The 18,187-nt window shown below is 55.2% G+C and carries 17 protein-coding genes; 15 read left to right on the top strand and 2 right to left on the bottom strand.

Annotated features, from left to right (window positions below; all coding sequences use genetic code 11):
* Positions 1-61: 61 nt before the first annotated feature.
* Complete coding sequence (locus Q9245_RS12235) at positions 62-2,101, top strand: CocE/NonD family hydrolase (protein ID WP_305897453.1); 2,040 nt, start codon at positions 62-64, stop codon at positions 2,099-2,101.
* Here Q9245_RS12235 and Q9245_RS12240 read toward each other — a convergent pair.
* The gene (locus Q9245_RS12240; protein WP_305897454.1) at positions 2,073-3,062 is read right to left on the bottom strand and encodes an XdhC family protein; all 990 of its coding nucleotides are present in this window, start codon (positions 3,060-3,062) and stop codon (positions 2,073-2,075) included. The genes Q9245_RS12235 and Q9245_RS12240 overlap by 29 nt on opposite strands.
* Before the next feature lie 100 nt (positions 3,063-3,162).
* On the bottom strand, positions 3,163-4,065 hold the full coding sequence (locus Q9245_RS12245) for an AraC family transcriptional regulator (RefSeq protein WP_305897455.1): 903 nt from the start codon (positions 4,063-4,065) through the stop codon (positions 3,163-3,165).
* A 143-nt stretch (positions 4,066-4,208) separates the two neighbouring features.
* Between Q9245_RS12245 and Q9245_RS12250 the strand changes: the two genes are divergently transcribed.
* The 14 genes from Q9245_RS12250 (at position 4,209) to Q9245_RS12315 (ending at position 18,147) form a co-directional block, all read left to right on the top strand.
* Complete coding sequence (locus Q9245_RS12250) at positions 4,209-5,702, top strand: CoA-acylating methylmalonate-semialdehyde dehydrogenase (protein ID WP_305897456.1); 1,494 nt, start codon at positions 4,209-4,211, stop codon at positions 5,700-5,702.
* A gap of 22 nt (positions 5,703-5,724) precedes the next feature.
* Positions 5,725-6,891, top strand: a complete 1,167-nt coding sequence (locus Q9245_RS12255) for an acyl-CoA dehydrogenase family protein (protein WP_305897457.1) — start codon at positions 5,725-5,727, stop codon at positions 6,889-6,891.
* A gap of 30 nt (positions 6,892-6,921) precedes the next feature.
* Positions 6,922-7,701, top strand: a complete 780-nt coding sequence (locus tag Q9245_RS12260; RefSeq protein WP_305897458.1) for an enoyl-CoA hydratase — start codon at positions 6,922-6,924, stop codon at positions 7,699-7,701.
* A gap of 11 nt (positions 7,702-7,712) precedes the next feature.
* Positions 7,713-8,795: an enoyl-CoA hydratase/isomerase family protein gene (locus tag Q9245_RS12265; protein ID WP_305897459.1), complete on the top strand. Its 1,083-nt coding sequence runs from the start codon at positions 7,713-7,715 to the stop codon at positions 8,793-8,795.
* Positions 8,796-8,834: 39 nt separating this feature from the next.
* Positions 8,835-9,722 (top strand): 3-hydroxyisobutyrate dehydrogenase, encoded by an 888-nt coding sequence (gene mmsB, locus Q9245_RS12270; RefSeq protein WP_305897460.1) that lies wholly within the window; start codon positions 8,835-8,837, stop codon positions 9,720-9,722.
* Positions 9,723-9,848: 126 nt separating this feature from the next.
* Positions 9,849-11,498 carry an AMP-binding protein gene (locus Q9245_RS12275; RefSeq protein WP_305897461.1) on the top strand — a complete coding sequence of 550 codons (1,650 nt, stop codon included), beginning with the start codon at positions 9,849-9,851 and terminating at the stop codon, positions 11,496-11,498.
* Entirely contained in the window at positions 11,495-11,920 is a 426-nt protein-coding gene (locus tag Q9245_RS12280) for a PaaI family thioesterase (RefSeq protein ID WP_305897462.1), read from the top strand. Before Q9245_RS12275 ends, Q9245_RS12280 begins: the two co-directional genes overlap by 4 nt.
* A 76-nt stretch (positions 11,921-11,996) precedes the next feature.
* On the top strand, positions 11,997-12,803 hold the full coding sequence (locus tag Q9245_RS12285) for an ABC transporter ATP-binding protein (RefSeq protein WP_305897463.1): 807 nt from the start codon (positions 11,997-11,999) through the stop codon (positions 12,801-12,803).
* Positions 12,800-13,510 (top strand): ABC transporter ATP-binding protein, encoded by a 711-nt coding sequence (locus tag Q9245_RS12290; protein ID WP_305897464.1) that lies wholly within the window; start codon positions 12,800-12,802, stop codon positions 13,508-13,510. Before Q9245_RS12285 ends, Q9245_RS12290 begins: the two co-directional genes overlap by 4 nt.
* A gap of 72 nt (positions 13,511-13,582) precedes the next feature.
* Positions 13,583-14,794 (top strand): ABC transporter substrate-binding protein, encoded by a 1,212-nt coding sequence (locus Q9245_RS12295; RefSeq protein ID WP_305897465.1) that lies wholly within the window; start codon positions 13,583-13,585, stop codon positions 14,792-14,794.
* 105 nt (positions 14,795-14,899) lie between these two features.
* Positions 14,900-15,787: a branched-chain amino acid ABC transporter permease gene (locus Q9245_RS12300; RefSeq protein WP_133006144.1), complete on the top strand. Its 888-nt coding sequence runs from the start codon at positions 14,900-14,902 to the stop codon at positions 15,785-15,787.
* A 2-nt stretch (positions 15,788-15,789) separates the two neighbouring features.
* Entirely contained in the window at positions 15,790-16,785 is a 996-nt protein-coding gene (locus Q9245_RS12305) for a branched-chain amino acid ABC transporter permease (RefSeq protein WP_305897466.1), read from the top strand.
* A 394-nt stretch (positions 16,786-17,179) separates the two neighbouring features.
* A complete protein-coding gene (locus Q9245_RS12310; protein ID WP_305897467.1) occupies positions 17,180-17,713 on the top strand; it encodes a GNAT family N-acetyltransferase in 534 nt (177 codons plus the stop codon).
* Positions 17,714-17,799: 86 nt separating this feature from the next.
* On the top strand, positions 17,800-18,147 hold the full coding sequence (locus Q9245_RS12315) for a DUF1428 domain-containing protein (RefSeq protein WP_305897468.1): 348 nt from the start codon (positions 17,800-17,802) through the stop codon (positions 18,145-18,147).
* Positions 18,148-18,187: the final 40 nt, after the last annotated feature.

Consider the following 18,187-nt stretch of genomic DNA (forward strand, 5'->3'; position numbering starts at 1 on the left):
CACAAATGCGGAGTCGTGTCGGTGTGGTGGGTTTAACCTTTGTAGGGAGTGGGAGTGGGGAATGATCGTAAAACACAAGCACCTAATGCCTTGGATGCTTTCTTTAATGTTAGTGCTTTCAGGGTGTGGCGGAGAATCTTCCGACAGTTCAGAGGACGGTGCGGGGTCTTCTGCTGGATCTGAAATCAGTGATGAAAGCGCTTCGGATACGCTCGATTCCAGAAAAGTAGTTGGCCAAAGCATGACGCTAGGCAACCGGCAGTCTGAATCGCGCCTCGTTGATGTCTACGCCGATGATGGGCGCCAATGGCAGCCCTATGATCGAGCACCTGAGTTTACCCATGCCGTCGCCTCCGAAGGCCAGACGATCACCCTGTCTGATGGCACACAGCTGTTCGCCAAAGTCACGCTGCCTGGATTCGGTGAAGGTGAGGCGGCAGACGGTCCATTTCCGGTAGTGCTCACACAGACTTCCTATAACACGTCGTTCGGGCAGTATGTGCCTCAAATTGGTGGTGCCAACGAGTTTCTGGTCAAGCGCGGTTATGCTCATGTGGTAGTGGATGTTCGGGGCACTGGCAATTCCGGTGGAAGCTGGGCTGCGTTCGACGAGCGAGAGCAGCAGGATTATCTGGAAGTGCTGAACTGGGTCGTGGCTCAAGACTGGGCCCAAGACCGTATTGGTCTGGAAGGTATTTCCTATTTGGGTATTACCTCGGTACTGACCGCGCAGCACAACCATCCCGCGGTAAAGGCGGCGTTCCCCATCGTGCCGATCGGGGATGGGTATCGGGACATTGTCTTTACCGGTGGTAATGTGAACGCCACGTTCATTCCGCTCTGGCTCGGTATGGTGACCGGTTTCGGTATTATTCCAGCAGAGATGGCGGCGGTTGATCCGGAAGCCTTTTTGAAAGCGATACCTGAACGCATAGTGGGCGCTTTGACGGGTTTCCAGGTGCCCACGATTGTTAATGCCCTTACCGGTGTACCTGAAACGGCTTACGACGGCGATTTTTGGGCGATTCGCTCTCCGCTTGAAGGCGCCGATAAAATCAACGTGCCGACCTTTATTGTGGGTGGATTATTTGACCTGTTTCAGCGCAGCGAGCCACTCTGGTTTGAACAGTTGAATGGCCGGGTAGACACCAAACTGCTGATCGGACCCTGGGATCACGTTGGTGCCGCGGGTGTCGGTTTTCTGAGCGGTGGCGAGGCAGATCAGCACGGTGTGCCGGATCTGGATACTTTGCGCCTGCAATGGTTTGACGAGTACGTTATGGGGCTGGACACCGGCGTTCAGAATCAGCCGGATGTTACCCAGTATGTGCTCGGGTTAGACGAATACGACACCACCAGTCATTGGCCTCACCCGGATATGAAGGCTGAACGTTACTATTTGAGCCCGGCGGAAGGTTTCGCTCGTATTGGTCAGATGCAGCCAGAGGCTCCGGAAGATGCTGGAACAGCGCTGGTGGCCCAACACCCGTTAAACGGGCTGTGCTCGTCCAGTCTTGATCAGTGGACAGCAGGGTTGGGCGGCATGCTTCCTCTTCCGTGCGTTCAAGACAATTCGTTGGCAGAACTTGCAGCCGCCAAATATGAGCTGCAGGCTGGCGAAGATGGTCTGTATCTGAATGGTCCCATGCAAGCCGACCTATGGGTTTCGACCACCGCCCAAGATGTGCAGGTTTCTGTAAGGTTGGACATTGTTAACCCGAACGGCACCACCACCCCGGTAACAAACGGTTTGATGACGGCAGGTCTGAACTCGGTGGATGAAACCCGCTCGCGATTCGTAAACGGGGAAATGATTCAACCTTGGCATACCTTCCGCCTGGACGACGTTCAGCCCTATGAGCCCGGAGAAGTGCGTAAGGTGTCGGTAGAAATCTTCGCAAGCAGTGCGTATGTGCCGCCGGGGTCCAGTTTGAGAGTGTCGGTGAACACCAGCAATATTGCGCAAGGGTTGCCGCCGCTGCTCACCGCGCTCAATTCGTTGTTGGGCGTGATGACGTTGCACACCGGGCCCGAAACGCCTTCGAGCGTGGTTCTGCCCGTTGTACCATCGGCTAAGCTGGATGCAATGCAGGCGCGGTAACGCCCTCGCGCACTCTGACCACGTCCGCCATCACCGAAAGGGCGATCTCGGCGGGCGTTTTACTGCCGATGTTCAGGCCGATGGGCATGTGAATGCGATCGGCCTGAGCTTCGGTTAACCCTCCAATGCGCAGTAAGCGCTCTCGGCGTTTCTCGGAGGTTTTTTGTGAACCCATAACGCCGATATAGAACGCTTCGGTTTTGACCGCTTCAATAAGTGCCGTGTCGTCTATTTTAGGATCATGAGTGAGTGCAACGACTGCGGTTGCGCGGTGACAACCTTCACGGGCAATCCATACCGAGGGCAGTTCCTGACGCAGGGTGACGCCCGGCACGTTGAAGTGGCGCACCTCCTCCGGCCTTGGATCGCAAACGATAACCTCGAAGCCCAGGCTGTGAGCGAAGCTTGCGCACACGGTGGAGACCGGCGAAAGCCCGGCAATCAACAATCGCGAAACGGGCCCGACGCGCAAACGTACGCGCTGTTGCTCTGCGACTTCCTCAACTTTGCTGCCCAGGCTGTGGTCCGGGATCAGTTCAACACAGCCGGATTCCAGGCATACATCACGAACCAGAGCCCCGGCACCCCCCAGTGCTTGTTTCAAGGCCAGAAAGTGCTCGATTGTCTGTTCGTTGGCCGGCCAGTGTTCCACCAGTACATCCAGAACACCACCGCAAGGAAGGCTGACACGAGGGTTATCCGGGCCGTCTGAGGCGCCGTATCGGATCCGGTTTACGGGCCCCCGGAATTCCCCTTCACTCAATCGGGAGAGAAAATCTTCCTCTACACAGCCGCCAGACAGCGACCCGCAATGATCACCGTCGGCTTTTGCGATCAACCAGGAACCCGGTGCTCGCGGCGATGAGCCAAAGGTACTCAGTACGGTACACAGCCAGAAATCCTCGCTGGCTTTGCTCCAGCGGATGGCATGCTCAACAACCTGAATGTCCAGCGGCTGCATGGGTGTCTCCCGAAACGTTGTTTAAACGATGTTCTTATTCAAAACTCTAGGCTGCGCCAACTATATCAGGGGCCAAGCATGAGTGGGTGACAGGCAATAATCAATGCCTTGCGGTGTGGCGATAGTCGCTGGGTGATTTCCCCATCACTTTTTTGAACAGGCGAGAAAAGTAGTAGGCGTCGTCGTAGCCCAGTTGGCGGCTGATATCCGCAAACGTTTGGCTGGTGGTGTCCAGCAGTTCGCACGCCCGTTCCACCTTCAGGTGCAAAAAATGCTGGATGGGAGCAGTGCCGGTTTGCTCGCGATAGCGGGTGGCAAAATGTGCGGGGGACAGGCCGGCGAGTTCCGCCAACTCATTCAGTGTCAGCCGTTCTTCAAGGTGTTCCCGCATGTAGTTGTGAATAACCTCGAGCTCAGCCTGCCGGGCTTGCCCGGTTTCGTCAGCATTGATCGGAACTGCTGCCAGCAGTTGTCGTAATCGGTTGCTGGCATGAATCAGGCCTTGGGTGCGAAACCCGGTTTGGCGCACCGACAACAAGCCGTTGAAATCCACCAGCAAACGCGGTTGCCGGCCCAAATGGCGAATGTAGGTGCCGTTGGTGAAGCCCATGTGTTGCCGAAATGCTTCCGCTAAGGGGCCGGAGTAGTGAACCCAGTGAATGGACCACGGGTTGTTCGGGTCTGCGGTGTACCGGTGGCTGGCTCCGGCGGGCAAGAGCAGCAAATCGCCAGAGCCAACGGTGTGGGGCACACCTTCTACGTTAAGGAACGCGTTTCCATCCGTGCAATAGATCAAAAGATTGTCGCGGTGATGCTCCCGGTGCATATGATGCCCGATGGCCTTTCGGTAGTGGCCAAAAGCAAGGGGGTAAAGCTCTCGGGTCAGGTCATGACTGGCGAGCAGGCGCACGATAGGCTCTGGAATCACGTATCGAACGCTGTCCGCTGGCACCGGCCATTGCGAGGTTTGTGTCGATTGAGAAAGATTTGTTTTTCTTGGCATCGAAAAATAATCCATCAAGAGCGAAATTTAGTCAATCACCTATTGTTGGTGTGCGTGCTAGTCTGTGGGTAAATCATCGCCTTGGTGTGGTTGGTAGACGACCACCGAGGCGTTCCGGATAACAACAACCACGGGACAGCATCATGAAGAAAGTACCTCAGTATATTGCCGGTGAATTTGCGCAGAGCCAGACCCAGAACTGGATCGATGTAACCAACCCTGCAACCAACGAAGTGATCGCTCAGGTGCCTTGTGCAACTACTGACGAAATGCGTCAGGCCATCGACAACGCCGGCGAAGTGTTCAAAAGCTGGAAAGAAACGCCGATTTCCGAGCGAGCGCGGGTGATGCTCCGTTACCAGGCATTGCTGAAAGAACATCACGACGAGATTGCCGAAATCCTGTCACAGGAAACCGGCAAGACGTTTGATGATGCCAAGGGTGATGTGTGGCGCGGTATTGAAGTGGTTGAGCACGCCGCGAACGTCGCTTCCATGATGATGGGCGAAACGGTCGAAAACGTGGCCCGCGAAGTCGATACACACTCCTGGATTCAGCCGCTGGGTGTTTGTGCCGGTATCACGCCTTTTAACTTCCCGGCGATGATTCCGCTGTGGATGTTCCCCATGGCCATCGCCTGCGGTAACACCTTCATCCTGAAGCCGTCCGAGCAAGACCCCCTCACGCCCATGCGTTTGGCGGAACTGTTTGAAGAAGCCGGTGCCCCTAAAGGTGTTCTGCAGGTGGTCCACGGTGCCAAAGAACAGGTAGATACGCTCCTGCACGACCCGGCCATCAAAGCCATTTCGTTCGTAGGCTCTGTACCTGTTGGTCGTTATATCTATGAAACCGGTACCAGCAACATGAAGCGGGTTCAGAGCTTCGCCGGTGCCAAGAACCATATGGTTATCATGCCGGATGCAGACAAGCAGCAAGTATTGAACGCGCTTGTGGGTGCCTCTGTGGGCGCGGCCGGTCAGCGTTGCATGGCGATCTCCGTTGCGGTGTTCGTGGGCGCAGCCCAAGAGTGGATTCCGGAACTGAAAGAAGCCATGGCCAAGATTCGTCCGGGCGCCTGGAACGATTCCGGCGCCAGCTACGGCCCGGTTATCAGTGCCAAAGCCAAAGAGCGGGTTGAATCTCTGATCGCCACGGGTGAAGCCCAAGGTGCGAAGCTGGTACTGGATGGCCGTGGATGCACTGTTGAAGGTTTCCCCGAAGGCCACTGGGTTGGGCCAACCTTGTTCAGCGAAGTGACCACCGAGATGGATATCTACAATGAAGAAATCTTTGGTCCTGTGCTGTGTTGCATGAACGCCGACTCACTGGGCGATGCGATTGAGCTGATCAACAACAGCCCCTACGGTAACGGCACCTCGATCTTTACCAACCACGGTGGCGCAGCACGTCGCTTCCAGCACGAAATCGAGGTTGGTCAGGTGGGTGTCAATATCCCCATCCCTGTGCCCATGCCGTTCTTCTCGTTCACTGGCTGGAAGGGCTCGTTCTACGGTGATCAGCACGCGTACGGTAAGCAGGCGGTTCGCTTCTACACCGAAACCAAAACCGTGACCTCCCGCTGGTTCAACAGCGAAGCCACGTCGTCAGAAGCCAACTTCTCTATTCAGCTGCGCTAATAGCGCAGTCAGGAGTCGAGTCATGGATTTCAACCTGACGGAAGACCAGCTAGCGTTTCGGGAAGCGGCAAAGGCTTTTGCCGAGAAAACCATGGCCCCGTTCGCGGGGCAGTGGGACGTAGACCACACCTTCCCGGTGGAGGTAATGAAGCAGGCTGGCGAGATGGGCTTCATGGGGATTTACACCCCGGAAGCCCTCGGTGGCATGGGGCTGTCCCGGATGGACACCTCGGTGATTGTGGAAGAGCTTGCCATGGCTTGCCCTTCCACGGCCGCGTTCATCACCATCCACAACATGGCCACTTGGATGGTCGCCAGCTTCGCCGATGACGCGCTTAAACAAAAGTTTGTGCCGAAGATGGCGAGCGGAGAGTGGCTGGCCTCGTATTGTCTGACGGAGCCGGGCGCCGGTTCAGACGCGGCCAGCCTTCGCACCAAAGCGATTCGCGACGGCGATAGCTATGTAATCAACGGCAGCAAGATGTTTATCTCAGGGGCCGGAGATACCGACGTGCTGGTGCTGATGGCCCGCACAGGCGACGCAGACAGCGGAGCCAAAGGCATATCCACCTTCGTAATTCCGGCGGATGCTGAAGGTGTTTCCTACGGCAAAAATGAAGAAAAGATGGGGTGGCATAGTCAGCCGACCCGAATGGTCACTCTTGAAGACGTTCGCATTCCAGCCAGTAACCGCGTGGGCGAAGAAGGCGACGGTTTTGCCATTGCCATGAAAGGGCTGGATGGTGGTCGTTTGAACATTGCTACCTGTTCGTTGGGCGGCGCGCAGGCCGCGCTTCTCCGAGCCCGCAATTACCTGCACGAACGCCAGCAATTCGGCAAGCCATTGGCGGCGTTTCAGGCGCTGCAGTTCAAGCTGGCAGACATGGCCACCAATCTGGTGGCGGCGCGGCAAATGGTGCGCTTAGGAGCTTTCAAGTTGGATAGCAAAGACCCGGAGGCCACGCTGCACTGCGCCATGGCCAAACGCTTCGCCACCGATGCCTGCTTTGAAGTGGCCAATGAAGCGCTGCAGTTGCATGGTGGGTATGGTTATATTCGGGAATACCCTCTGGAACGGTATGTCAGAGATTTGCGAGTGCACCAGATTCTGGAAGGCACTAATGAAATCATGCGCATGATCATTGCTCGCCGATTGCTGGATGATGGCGTGGCCGAAGCCATCCAGTAACGGGCAAACAGATAACAAAAGGATTCAATGATGAGTGAACTGATCCAACTCGAAAAACGCGACCATATTGCGATTCTTACCATTGCCAATCCCCCGGCCAACACCTGGACGGTGGATTCATTAGCCGCTCTGAAAAAGACCATCGCAGAGCTTAATGACGATCAGAATATTTATGCGTTGGTGGTAACCGGGCAGGGCGAGAAGTTCTTCTCCGCCGGCGCGGACCTGAAAACCTTCGCAGACGGTGACCGGGCCCGAGCGAATGAAATGGCTCAGCGTTTTGGTGAAGCGTTCGCGGCGTTGACCGGCTTTCGGGGCGTTTCCATTGCCGCCATTAACGGCTACGCCATGGGCGGCGGCCTGGAGTGTGCGTTGTCCTGCGATATCCGCATTGCCGAAGAACACGCTCAAATGGCACTGCCTGAAGCCAGTGTGGGCCTGTTGCCCTGTGCCGGTGGTACCCAAAACCTGCCGTGGCTGGTTGGCGAGGGCTGGGCTAAGCGCATGATCCTGTGCGGTGAGCGCGTAACGGCGGAAAAAGCACAGCAAATTGGATTGGTTGAAGAAGTTGTGCCCTCTGGCCAATCGCTGGAAAAAGCATTGCAGTTGGCGGAAGGCGCCTGCAAGCAAAGCCCGTCATCAATCGCGCGCTGCAAACAGTTGGTGATGAGTGCGCGCGATGGCCGCAGCCACAGTGACGGCTGGCGCATGGAGCGTGAACTGTTCGTCGAGCTGTTCCACACCGAAGACCAAAAAGAAGGCGTCAACGCGTTTCTGGAAAAGCGTAAGCCGGAATGGAAAAACCAATAACCGGGGCCGTTATGAGCGATCAACCAATAGTATTTGAAGAGTGGAACACCAGCGACGGTGCACGCATCGCCGTGGCCCGGCTGAATACGCCACGCAACCTCAACTCGTTGTCCATGGATATGATCCGTTTGTTGACCCCGCAGTTGAAGCGTTGGGCCGAAGACGCAAGTGTCCGTGCGGTTTGGCTGGAAGCGGAGGGCGAAAAAGCCTTCTGCGCGGGCGGCGATATTGTGTCTCTGTACCGAAGCATGACCGAGCCCGGCAAGCTGGGGGAAGGTGAGCAGTTTTTTACGGAAGAGTATGAGCTGGATTACCTGATCCATACCTTCCCCAAACCCATCGTGTGTTGGGGCAACGGCATCGTCATGGGTGGCGGTATTGGCTTGATGGTCGGTGCTTCTCACCGAGTGGTGACCGAAAATTCTAAGTTGGCCATGCCGGAAGTCAGCATCGGCTTATATCCGGATATTGGTGCAGGCTGGTTCCTGAACAGGATGCCCATGCGAACGGGCCTGTTTCTCGGGCTGACCGGCGCGCGCATGAACGCTTCGGATGCGCTGTTTGTGAACATGGCCGACCGGTTCATATCCCAGGATCGAAAAGCTCAAGTAATCGACGCACTGAAGGCGGTAAGTTGGCAAAACGATAATAGCCATCATGTCGTCAGTGGCGTGCTGAAACAGTTTGAGCAACAAAGTGCCGAGGCGTTGCCGGAATCTCCGATTCGCAAGCACTTTGACGAGATTCAGCAAGTCACCGATGCCGGCTCATTAGAGCAAGTCGTGGCGCAGCTTCAGGAACTCGGTAGCCGTGAAGACTGGTTGGGTAAAACCGTTAAAGGTGTAGCAAAAGCCTCGCCAACCGCACTCGCGTTGACCTGGCGGCATTACCACCGAAGCAAGCTGGATGGTTTGAAACAGGTGTTGGATAACGAACTGGTGTTGTCTACGAACTGCCTGAAGAAGGGTGAGTTTGCCGAAGGCATTCGGGCCTTGTTGATTGATAAAGATATGCAACCACGGTGGCGCTACGCCTCATTGGCGGAGATGGACAGCCAGTGGATTGATGAATTTTTTAGCCTGAACGCCGGGTAACACCCCCGGCGGATTGCAACAATAACAAGGAGAAGCACTATGGCGAAGATCACGTTTATTGGTCTCGGTAATATGGGGGCGCCGATGGCCTCCAATCTGGTTAAAGCCGGGCACCAGGTGACTGTATTTGATTTGTCGGCATCGGCTGTTGAGGCACTGGTTTCCGAAGGTGCCAGCAGCGCCGAGAGCGGGAGAGCGGCTGCCGAAGGGGCCGAGTGCGTCATCACCATGTTGCCTGCAGGCAAGCATGTCGAAGCCGTTTATCTGGGCGAAGACGGACTGCTGTCAGCCTTACCCGAAGGCACGCTGGTGATTGATTCCTCGACCATCGCGCCGGAAACCGCCCGGAGTGTCGCCGAGGCAGCAACCGCCAAGGGGCTGGCGTTTATCGATGCCCCGGTATCAGGCGGAGTGGGCGGCGCGAAAGCCGGTACGTTGACATTTATCTGCGGTGGAGAAGCCGATACGTTCGAGAAGGCCAAGCCGATTCTCGAAGATATGGGCAAAAACATCTTCCACGCCGGGCCTTTTGGTGCGGGGCAAGTGGCCAAGATTTGCAACAACATGCTGTTGGCTATCCTGATGGCCGGTACCAGCGAAGCGTTGGCTCTGGGTGCCAAAAACGGCCTTGACCCAGCGGTATTGTCCGAAGTCATGAAACAAAGTTCGGGTGGCAACTGGGCATTGAATGTGTACAACCCCTGGCCGGGAGTGATGGAAGGGGTACCCGCATCACGGAATTATGAGGGTGGCTTTTTGGTGAACCTGATGGCGAAAGATCTGGGACTGGCATTTGATAACGCCGTCACGAATCAGGCATCGATTCCCATGGGATCTTTAGCCCGCAACTTGTTCCAGTTGCATGCCGGGCAAGGCAACGGGGAGCTGGACTTCTCCAGCATCTTGAGGCTGTTTCAGCCAGAGTAATTCGGGGAGGGCGGCTTTGTTTCGCCCTTTTCTTTTAGCCTAAAGTTTACCTTTACGTAAAATGTATGTCGTGCTAAATCTGTACGAAGCATGTGAACGTGAACACAACAACAATAGGAGTGGACGATGAGCCTTCCGAACTACAATGATGTGTACAGCAACTTCGATGCGGCCGCACTGGAGGCAGAGGTCCTGGACGGCCGGTTGGATAGTGGCTTGAACGTTTGCCACGAAATTTGTGACAAGTGGGCCACCGACCCGAAAAAGGTTGCGCTCTACTACGAGAAAACCGATGGCGGCGATGGAGCGCTCACGTTCGCCGAGCTTAAGGCGGCTTCCGCGCGTTTCGCAAACTATCTTCAGTCTCTCGGTGTCAGCAAAGGCGACCGCGTCGCGGGCTTGTTGCCACGCGGCCCCGAGTTGTTGATCGTCATTGCCGGTACTTTACGTTTGGGTGCCGTGTATCAACCGCTGTTTACCGCCTTTGGCTCTGGTGCAATTGAATATCGGCTGGAAAGAGCCGGTACCCGTCTGGTGGTCACCGACCCGGATAACTACCCCAAGCTGGGCGATGTGAAAGGCTGCCCGCCCGTGCTGTGCCGCAACGCAGCGGCAACCGGCGACGATGTGCCCGATTTCGAACAAGTGCTGAGCGCTCAGTCCGATCAATTCGAACCGGTGATGATCACCGGAAACGATCCCTTCTTGCAGATGTTTACCTCTGGAACCGTAGGTAAGGCCAAGGGCGTTGCTGTGCCTGCCAAAGCCCTGCTGGCCTTCTACGTTTACATGAAGTACGCCATTGATTTGCGTGAAGACGACGTGTTCTGGAACGTGGCTGACCCCGGCTGGGCCTATGGTCTTTACTATGCCGTGACCGGTCCGCTGTTGATGGGCCACGCCACCCACTTCAACCCCAATGCGTTCACGCCGGAATCCACCTACGACATGATCCGCAAGTACGGGATCACCAACCTGGCGGCTGCTCCAACCGCATACCGTTTGCTGAAAGCCAACGACCAAGTGCTGCCGGAAGGGGAAACGCTCGGTTTGCGGGTGTGCAGCAGCGCCGGTGAGCCGCTGAACCCCGAGGTAGTGAACTGGATAGACCGCCGTTTTGGCTGCCCGGTGAAAGACCATTACGGTCAGACCGAAACCGGTATGACTTGCTGTAATTTCCACGCGATGGAGCACCCGATGCGAGACGGTGCCATGGGGTATGCCTCCCCGGGTCATCGTGTGGTTGCGCTGAACACCAAATACGAAGAAGTGCCAGCAGGAGAGGTCGGGCAGCTGGCGGTCGACACCAAATCTTCGCCATTGTTCCATTTCGACGGTTATACCTGGGGCGAAAAAGATCCGTTCGCAAACGGCTACTATCTGACTGGCGACATGGTGGCGTGCCATGGCGATGGCAGTTTCTCCTTCAGCGGCCGGGACGACGACATCATCACCACCGCAGGTTACCGGGTTGGCCCGGCAGATGTGGAAAGCACTCTGTTAGAACATGCCGCCGTGGCCGAGTCTGGGGTGGTTGCGAAACCGGATGAAAAGCGCGGCTCCATCATCAAAGCGTATGTGGTGATCAAAGCGGGGCAGGAGCCCGTTGAAGAGCAAAGTCTGAAGGATGAGCTTCAGGAGCTGGTACGCAGACGCTTGTCGACCCACGCCTTCCCTCGGGAAATTGAATTCGTGGATGAGTTGCCCAAAACGCCCAGCGGCAAGATTCAGCGCTTTATGCTGCGAAATCGGGCAGAGGAAGAGGTTTCGGCATGAAGGTTAGCTTCGAGGAGCTGAACGCCTTCCTCGTGGACCACTTTCCCCAGGGTGCCGCTTACGGCACCTTGGCGGATCTTGGTGATGGTTGGGCGGAGATGGTGCTGGAGGTGGATGAGGATCATCTGCGCCCGGGAGGGACGGTTTCCGGGCCCGCCATGATGGCCTTAGCTGATGTGGCAATGTATGCCGCGTTGCTAGGCCAAATTGGACTGGTGCCTTTGGCGGTAACGACTAATCTTAATATTAACTTCCTGCGAAAACCGGTCGCCCATGTGCCCATTCGGGCGAGAGCGTCATTGCTCAAGGTTGGCCGAACCATGGCGGTTGGTGATGTTTTTATCTATTCAGAGGGACTGAAGGAGCCGGTGGCCCACTCCACCCTTACCTATTCGATTCCGCCAAATAGAAACCAAAATTAGTTCTTGACGTTTACGTGCACGTAAATCTAACCTGTGGTTAGTTCATAAAGACAACAATAAAAAGGTCGAGTGGCTCATGAGTGAACCGTACGTTCTCGAGACCCGCAACCTGATCAAGGAATTCAAGGGCTTCATTGCCGTTAATGACGTCAATCTGAAGATCCGCCAGGGAGACATCCATGCTCTTATCGGACCTAACGGGGCCGGGAAGACCACGGTGTTCAACTTGCTCACCAAATTCCTGATCCCCACCCGCGGTCAGATTCTTTACAAGGGTGAAGACATTACGTCGTTGAAATCGCCCGCCATTGCCCGGAAGGGCATCATCCGTTCCTTCCAGATTTCTGCTGTATTTCCGCACATGACGGCACTTGAGAATATTCGGGTTGCGCTGCAAACCGCCGAAGGTACGTCCTTCAGCTTTTGGAAAAGCGGCAATTCTCTGAACAAGCTCAATGAACGCAGTATGGAATTGCTGGAATCGGTTGGTCTGGCGGAATACGCCAATACCACGACCGTAGAGTTGGCCTATGGCCGAAAGCGGGCGCTGGAACTGGCAACCACTCTGGCAATGGAGCCGGAATTGCTGCTGTTGGATGAACCTACGCAAGGCATGGGCTCCGAGGATGTGGACAGAGTTGTCGAGCTCGTTCGTAAGGCCGCCCAAGGCCGCACCGTGTTGATGGTGGAACATAACCTCAGCGTGGTGAGCAAATTGTGTGATCGGATCACCGTGCTTGCCCAAGGTGCTGTTCTGACGGAAGGCGATTATCAGACCGTTTCCGCCGACCCGAAGGTCAGAGAAGTGTATATGGGCAGCGATGGCAGTGGTGAGCGCGGCGTTGCTGACGCCGAAGATGACAATCTGGAGGCTGCCCAATGAGTCGCGATTATGAACAACTGCGCCTTTCAGGGCTGCACGCTTTTTACGGCGAATCGCACATTCTGCACGGCATCGACATGGTGGTGAATCGAGGCGAGCTGGTGACCTTGCTTGGCCGCAATGGTGCAGGGCGAAGTACTACCCTGAAGGCCATCATGAACATGGTGGGACGGCGTACCGGCACTATTTCGATCAACGGCGAAGACACCATGCGGTGCGCACCTCACCACATTGCCCGGTTGGGCGTGGGGTATTGTCCTGAACACAGGGGCATCTTCGCGTCGCTCAGCGTGCAGGAGAACCTGACGCTGCCGCCGGTTGTTAGGAGTGGCGGGCTAAGCCTGGAAGAAATTTACAGCATGTTCCCGAATCTTTACGAGCGCCGGTTCAGTCAAGGTACCAAACTATCGGGAGGTGAGCAGCAAATGCTGGCTATGGCGCGAATTCTGCGCACGGGGGCCAACATGCTGTTGCTGGACGAAATCACTGAAGGGCTTGCACCCGTCATCGTCGAAAAACTCGGTGAAGTGTTAATCGCGCTTAAAAATAAAGGCCTGACCATCGTTCTGGTCGAGCAAAACTTCCATTTTGCAGCGCCGCTGGCCGACCGGCATTACGTGATGGAGCATGGCCAAATTGTAGAAGAAATTCACGCCAACGAACTTGCTGCCAAGCAGTCGGTGCTGGATGGCTATCTGGGGGTCTGAACCCGGAAAGATCGAGAGCAACAAAAGCAACAACAAAACGAACCAATGCAAGACAGTATCGGAGATATAACAATGACAATGATGAAAAAGCTTCTTGCTTCAGCCGTTGCATCAGCTTTGATGGTGGGCGGCGCCCAGGCAGACATCTCGAACAACACGGTAAAGATCGGCTATCTGGCTGATATGTCTGGCACCTACCGCGATCTGGCTGGCCCGAATGGCTTGAAAGCACTGGAAATGGCCATCAAAGATTTCGGCGGCAAGGTGAACGGTGCCAAGATTGAAGTGGTGAGCGCCGACGACCGCAACAGTCCGGACACCTCTTCAAGCACGGTTAGACGCTGGGTTGAGAATGAAGATGTCGATCTGGTTGCCGGTATGGTGGCATCCTCGGTATCAATTGCCGTCAGTAAGATTCTGGAAGAGAACGATCGGCTAGGAATTATTTCCGGCTCGGCGGCCTCAAGCATCACTAACGAGCACTGCACGCCCAACCACATTCACTACGTTTACGACACCTATCCGCTGGCCAACGGTACCGCCAGTGCCGTGGTCAAAGAAGGCGGCAAGACCTGGTACATGCTGACCGCTGACTACGCCTTTGGCCATGCGTTGGAGAGTGACGTCCGGCAGGTCGTTGAGGCAAACGGCGGTGAGGTAATCGGAGCGGTGCGCCACCCGTTCCCGACCCAGGATTTCTCATCCTTTATTCTGCAGGCACAGGCTTCAGGTGCAGATGTGGTGGGCTTGGCGAACGCCGGTTCTGACACCACCAACGCCATCACCACCGCCAGTGAATTCGGGTTGACTCAGTCTGGCCAAACCCTCGCTGCACTGTTGCTGTTCCTGACCGACGTTCACGCACTGGGCGCTGAAACGGCACAGGGTATCCAGCTGACAACGGGTTGGTACTGGGACATGAACACTGAAACCCGTGAATGGTCTGATCGCTTCATGGAAGAAACCGGTGTACGCCCGACCATGGTTCACGCCGGTATCTATTCCAGTACTCTGCATTACCTGAATTCGGTGGCGGCAGCGGGTTCTGACGATGCGCAGACCGTGCGCAAGCAGATGATGGATATGCCGATTAATGACATGTTTGCCAAGAACGGCAAGATCCGTGTCGATGGCCGCATGGTGCACGATATGTATCTTGCGGAAGTAAAAACGCCGGCGGAATCCAAGTCCGAATGGGATCTGTACAAAATCCTGAGAACCATTCCGGCTGATGAAGCATACCGCCCGCTGTCGGAGAGCAAGTGCAAACTGGTGAATATGTAAGTCGCCAAACGGTGTCCGGCCAGCCTCATTGCAGGCTTCGCCGGACAGCGATCGGTTGATTGACAGAATAACAACAACGCCTGCACTGCTTGTGGAGTAAGCAATATGACCATGATTTTCGGCGTCCCCCTTGCTGTGCTTTCCGGCCAGCTATTGATCGGCGTTATCAACGGCGCTTTTTACGCCCTGTTGAGCCTTGGCCTCGCAGTCATTTTTGGCCTTTTGAAGATTATTAACTTTGCCCACGGTGCCATGTACATGCTTGGTGCTTTGGTGACCGTCGTTCTATTCGATCTGATGGGAGTCAACTACTGGGTAGCACTCTTCGTTGCCCCGTTGCTGGTGGGTGCCTTCGGCATACTCATCGAATATTTTTTGCTTCGGCGCATCGCCGGTCAGGATCATATCTACAGTCTGCTCCTGACATTCGGTGTCGCGCTGATTATTCAGGGCGTGTTAACCAACATCTACGGCGTATCGGGCTTGCGGTATTCCATGCCAGACTTGTTTAAAGGAGGCATCAATCTCGGCTTCATGTTTTTGCCCTACTATCGAGCGTGGGTAATCGTAGTGGCCTTGCTGGTGTGCTTCGGAACCTGGTTCGTCATCGAGAAAACCAAACTTGGTGCCTATCTGCGAGCCGGCACAGAAGACTCTCAGCTCATGCAGGGCTTTGGTATCAACGTACCGCTTCTGGTCAGTCTGACCTACGGATTTGGTGTGATGCTGGCCGCCTTCGCGGGTGTGCTTGCAGCGCCTATATACTCAGTAACGCCGGTGATGGGCTCCAATACACTCATTGTGGTGTTTGCGGTGGTGGTTATCGGTGGCATGGGGTCCATTGGCGGCGCCATCATCACGGGTATCCTGATGGGGGTTATTGAAGGCTTAACCAAAACCTTCTATCCGCCTGCGTCCTCGGCTGTCATCTTCCTTGTGATGGTTGTTGTACTGATGTTCCGCCCCAACGGCCTGTTCGGTAAGGAGGCATAGCCGTGAATAACTCTGTTAACTCTGCCGACATCCACAAGGTCATTGTTGAGCAACAAAAAGCCCAGGACCGCAAGAAGATGATGGTGAACGGCGTCTTGCTGTTGCTGTTGCTGGCAGCGCCTTTCGCTTTTTACCCCGTGTTTTTGATGAAAATCCTGTGCTTCGCGCTGTTCGCAGTGGCCTTCAACTTGTTGTTCGGGTTCACCGGCTTGTTGTCGTTTGGCCATGCTGCATTCCTGGCGACCGGCGGATACACCACCGGTTATCTGTTAAGCCATTATTCCGGGCTGACGACCGAGGTGGGGATCATCGCCGGTACCTTAGCGGCAACGGTGATGGGTACGGCGTTCGCGTTGCTGTCCATTCGCCGGCAGGGCATCTACTTTGCGATGGTCACGCTGGCGTTGGCGCAACTCGTGTTCTTCTTCTACGTACAGTCGGATTTCACCGGAGGTGAAGACGGCATGCACGGTATTCCGCGAGGCAAACTACTCGGGGTGCTCGATCTGGAAGACAACCTGAACATGTATTACTTCGTGCTGGCGGTCTTCATTGGCTGTTATCTTTTGGTGCAGCGCATTGTCAGTAGCCCTTACGGTCAGGTGCTGAAGGCGATCAAACAAAACGAGCCGCGCGCGGTATCGCTCGGCTACAACGTGGATCGCTATAAAATCCTCGCCTTCGTGATCTCGGCGGCACTGGCCGGACTGGCCGGTTCCATGAAGTCTGTGGTGTTCCAGCTTGCCTCCCTGAACGACGCTCACTGGCACATGTCGGGTGAAGTCATCCTGATGACGCTGGTTGGCGGCATGGGCACACTGCTTGGCCCCGTTGTTGGCGCTACCTTCGTGGTCAACGTCGAATATCAGTTGGCCCAGGGGCCGCTTCGGGATTGGGTAGACCCGATTCTTGGCGGCATCTTCGTGCTCACCGTACTGGCTTTCCGAAGCGGTATCGTGGGTGAGATTCAGAAGTTCATGAAGAAAAATCTTGGCTAAATGAAGCTGTTCTGACCTCTCCGGCACGCAATGGTGTGCCGTTGGGGCAGAGCCACCCCGCAATCCCCCTCTGTGCAACGATCGACACCTGCCCAATTCACGGAATTATATGAACGCGTTCGCAAAACCCCGTCAACCTCGCAGAAAGCATTGCTAACCTTCTGATAAGTTTAAAAAATTAAATCACGGCCACGGGAGTTATACGCCCGGGTTTAGGGGCGTTAGTGGCTTGAAAGGGGGCGTTAACTCCGAGTGCTGCCTCGGAGAGTTTTGGTAAGGTTATGAATTTCATTGATAGATCTGACCTTTCCGATGCCAGCGTGAATGGAGTTTTACGAATGAGTGAACTACGAGCGCGTTCGTATAATTAGCTGTTATGCACAGGGAGAGATGAGTGCCATTGTTTGAAACAGAGAGGTTGATTGCAAGGAAGCTGTCCCATCAAGACGTTCCGGCGCTCACCGCAATGCTCAGTGATCCAGAAGTCATGAAGTTCTCCGTCCGCGGAGTTTGTGACGAAGAAGCTACCCGAAAATTCGTTGATTGGTGCCTTGAGTGTTACGCCTCTCATGGAATAGGGCCATGGGCATTGTGTGAGAAAGAATCAGGGAGTTTTATCGGCTTCTGTGGCGTTGGGCCGGAGTTGGTTGGCGATGTTGAGGAGATCAACCTAGGTTATCGTCTGGCGCGCAGGTTCTGGCATCAGGGGTATGCAACAGAAGCTGTAAAAGGTGTTCTCCAGTATGCTTTCGACCAAAAACACTGCGAGTCGGTAATTGTTATTATCGAGCCGGAGCATACAGCTTCGGTCAGGGTCACGGAGAAGGTCGGGTTCGAAGATTATACGATTCGAGAGTTCCATGCCCGACCTGTGCGGGTGTATCGAATGTCGTGCGACGACTGGGCACGGCATAACATATTGTTGTAGTGCGTTCTGGCCAGCTGGTGCTCCACCGGATGCCCCTGTCGGGCGGCCGCTTAGCTTGTTGGTATGAGGAAAAAAGGAGAACAACAATGGAGTATGTAGAAGGATTCGTTGCCGCAGTGCCCACGAAAAATAAAGATGAATACATCCGCCACGCAACCGAAGCAGCGCAGCTATTTAAAGAACATGGCGCAATTCGTTTGGTCGAATGTTGGGGTGATGACATACCGCCAGGAGAGCAGACTTCGTTTCCCAAAGCAGTCCAATGCCGTGAGGACGAAACCGTGGTTTTTTCATGGGTAACCTGGCCCTCAAGACAAGTTAGGGACGCTGGCATGAAAGCACTTCAAGAAGACCCGAGAATGCAGGATAACCCCATGCCATTTGATGGAAGCCGGTTGATTTACGGCGGCTTCGAGATAATAGTGGACCAATAGGGGTGACTGCCAGATTGAGCTACCATCCTATAACCAGTGG

It is taken from the genome of Marinobacter sp. MDS2, assembly GCF_030718085.1.
Lineage (GTDB): Bacteria > Pseudomonadota > Gammaproteobacteria > Pseudomonadales > Oleiphilaceae > Marinobacter.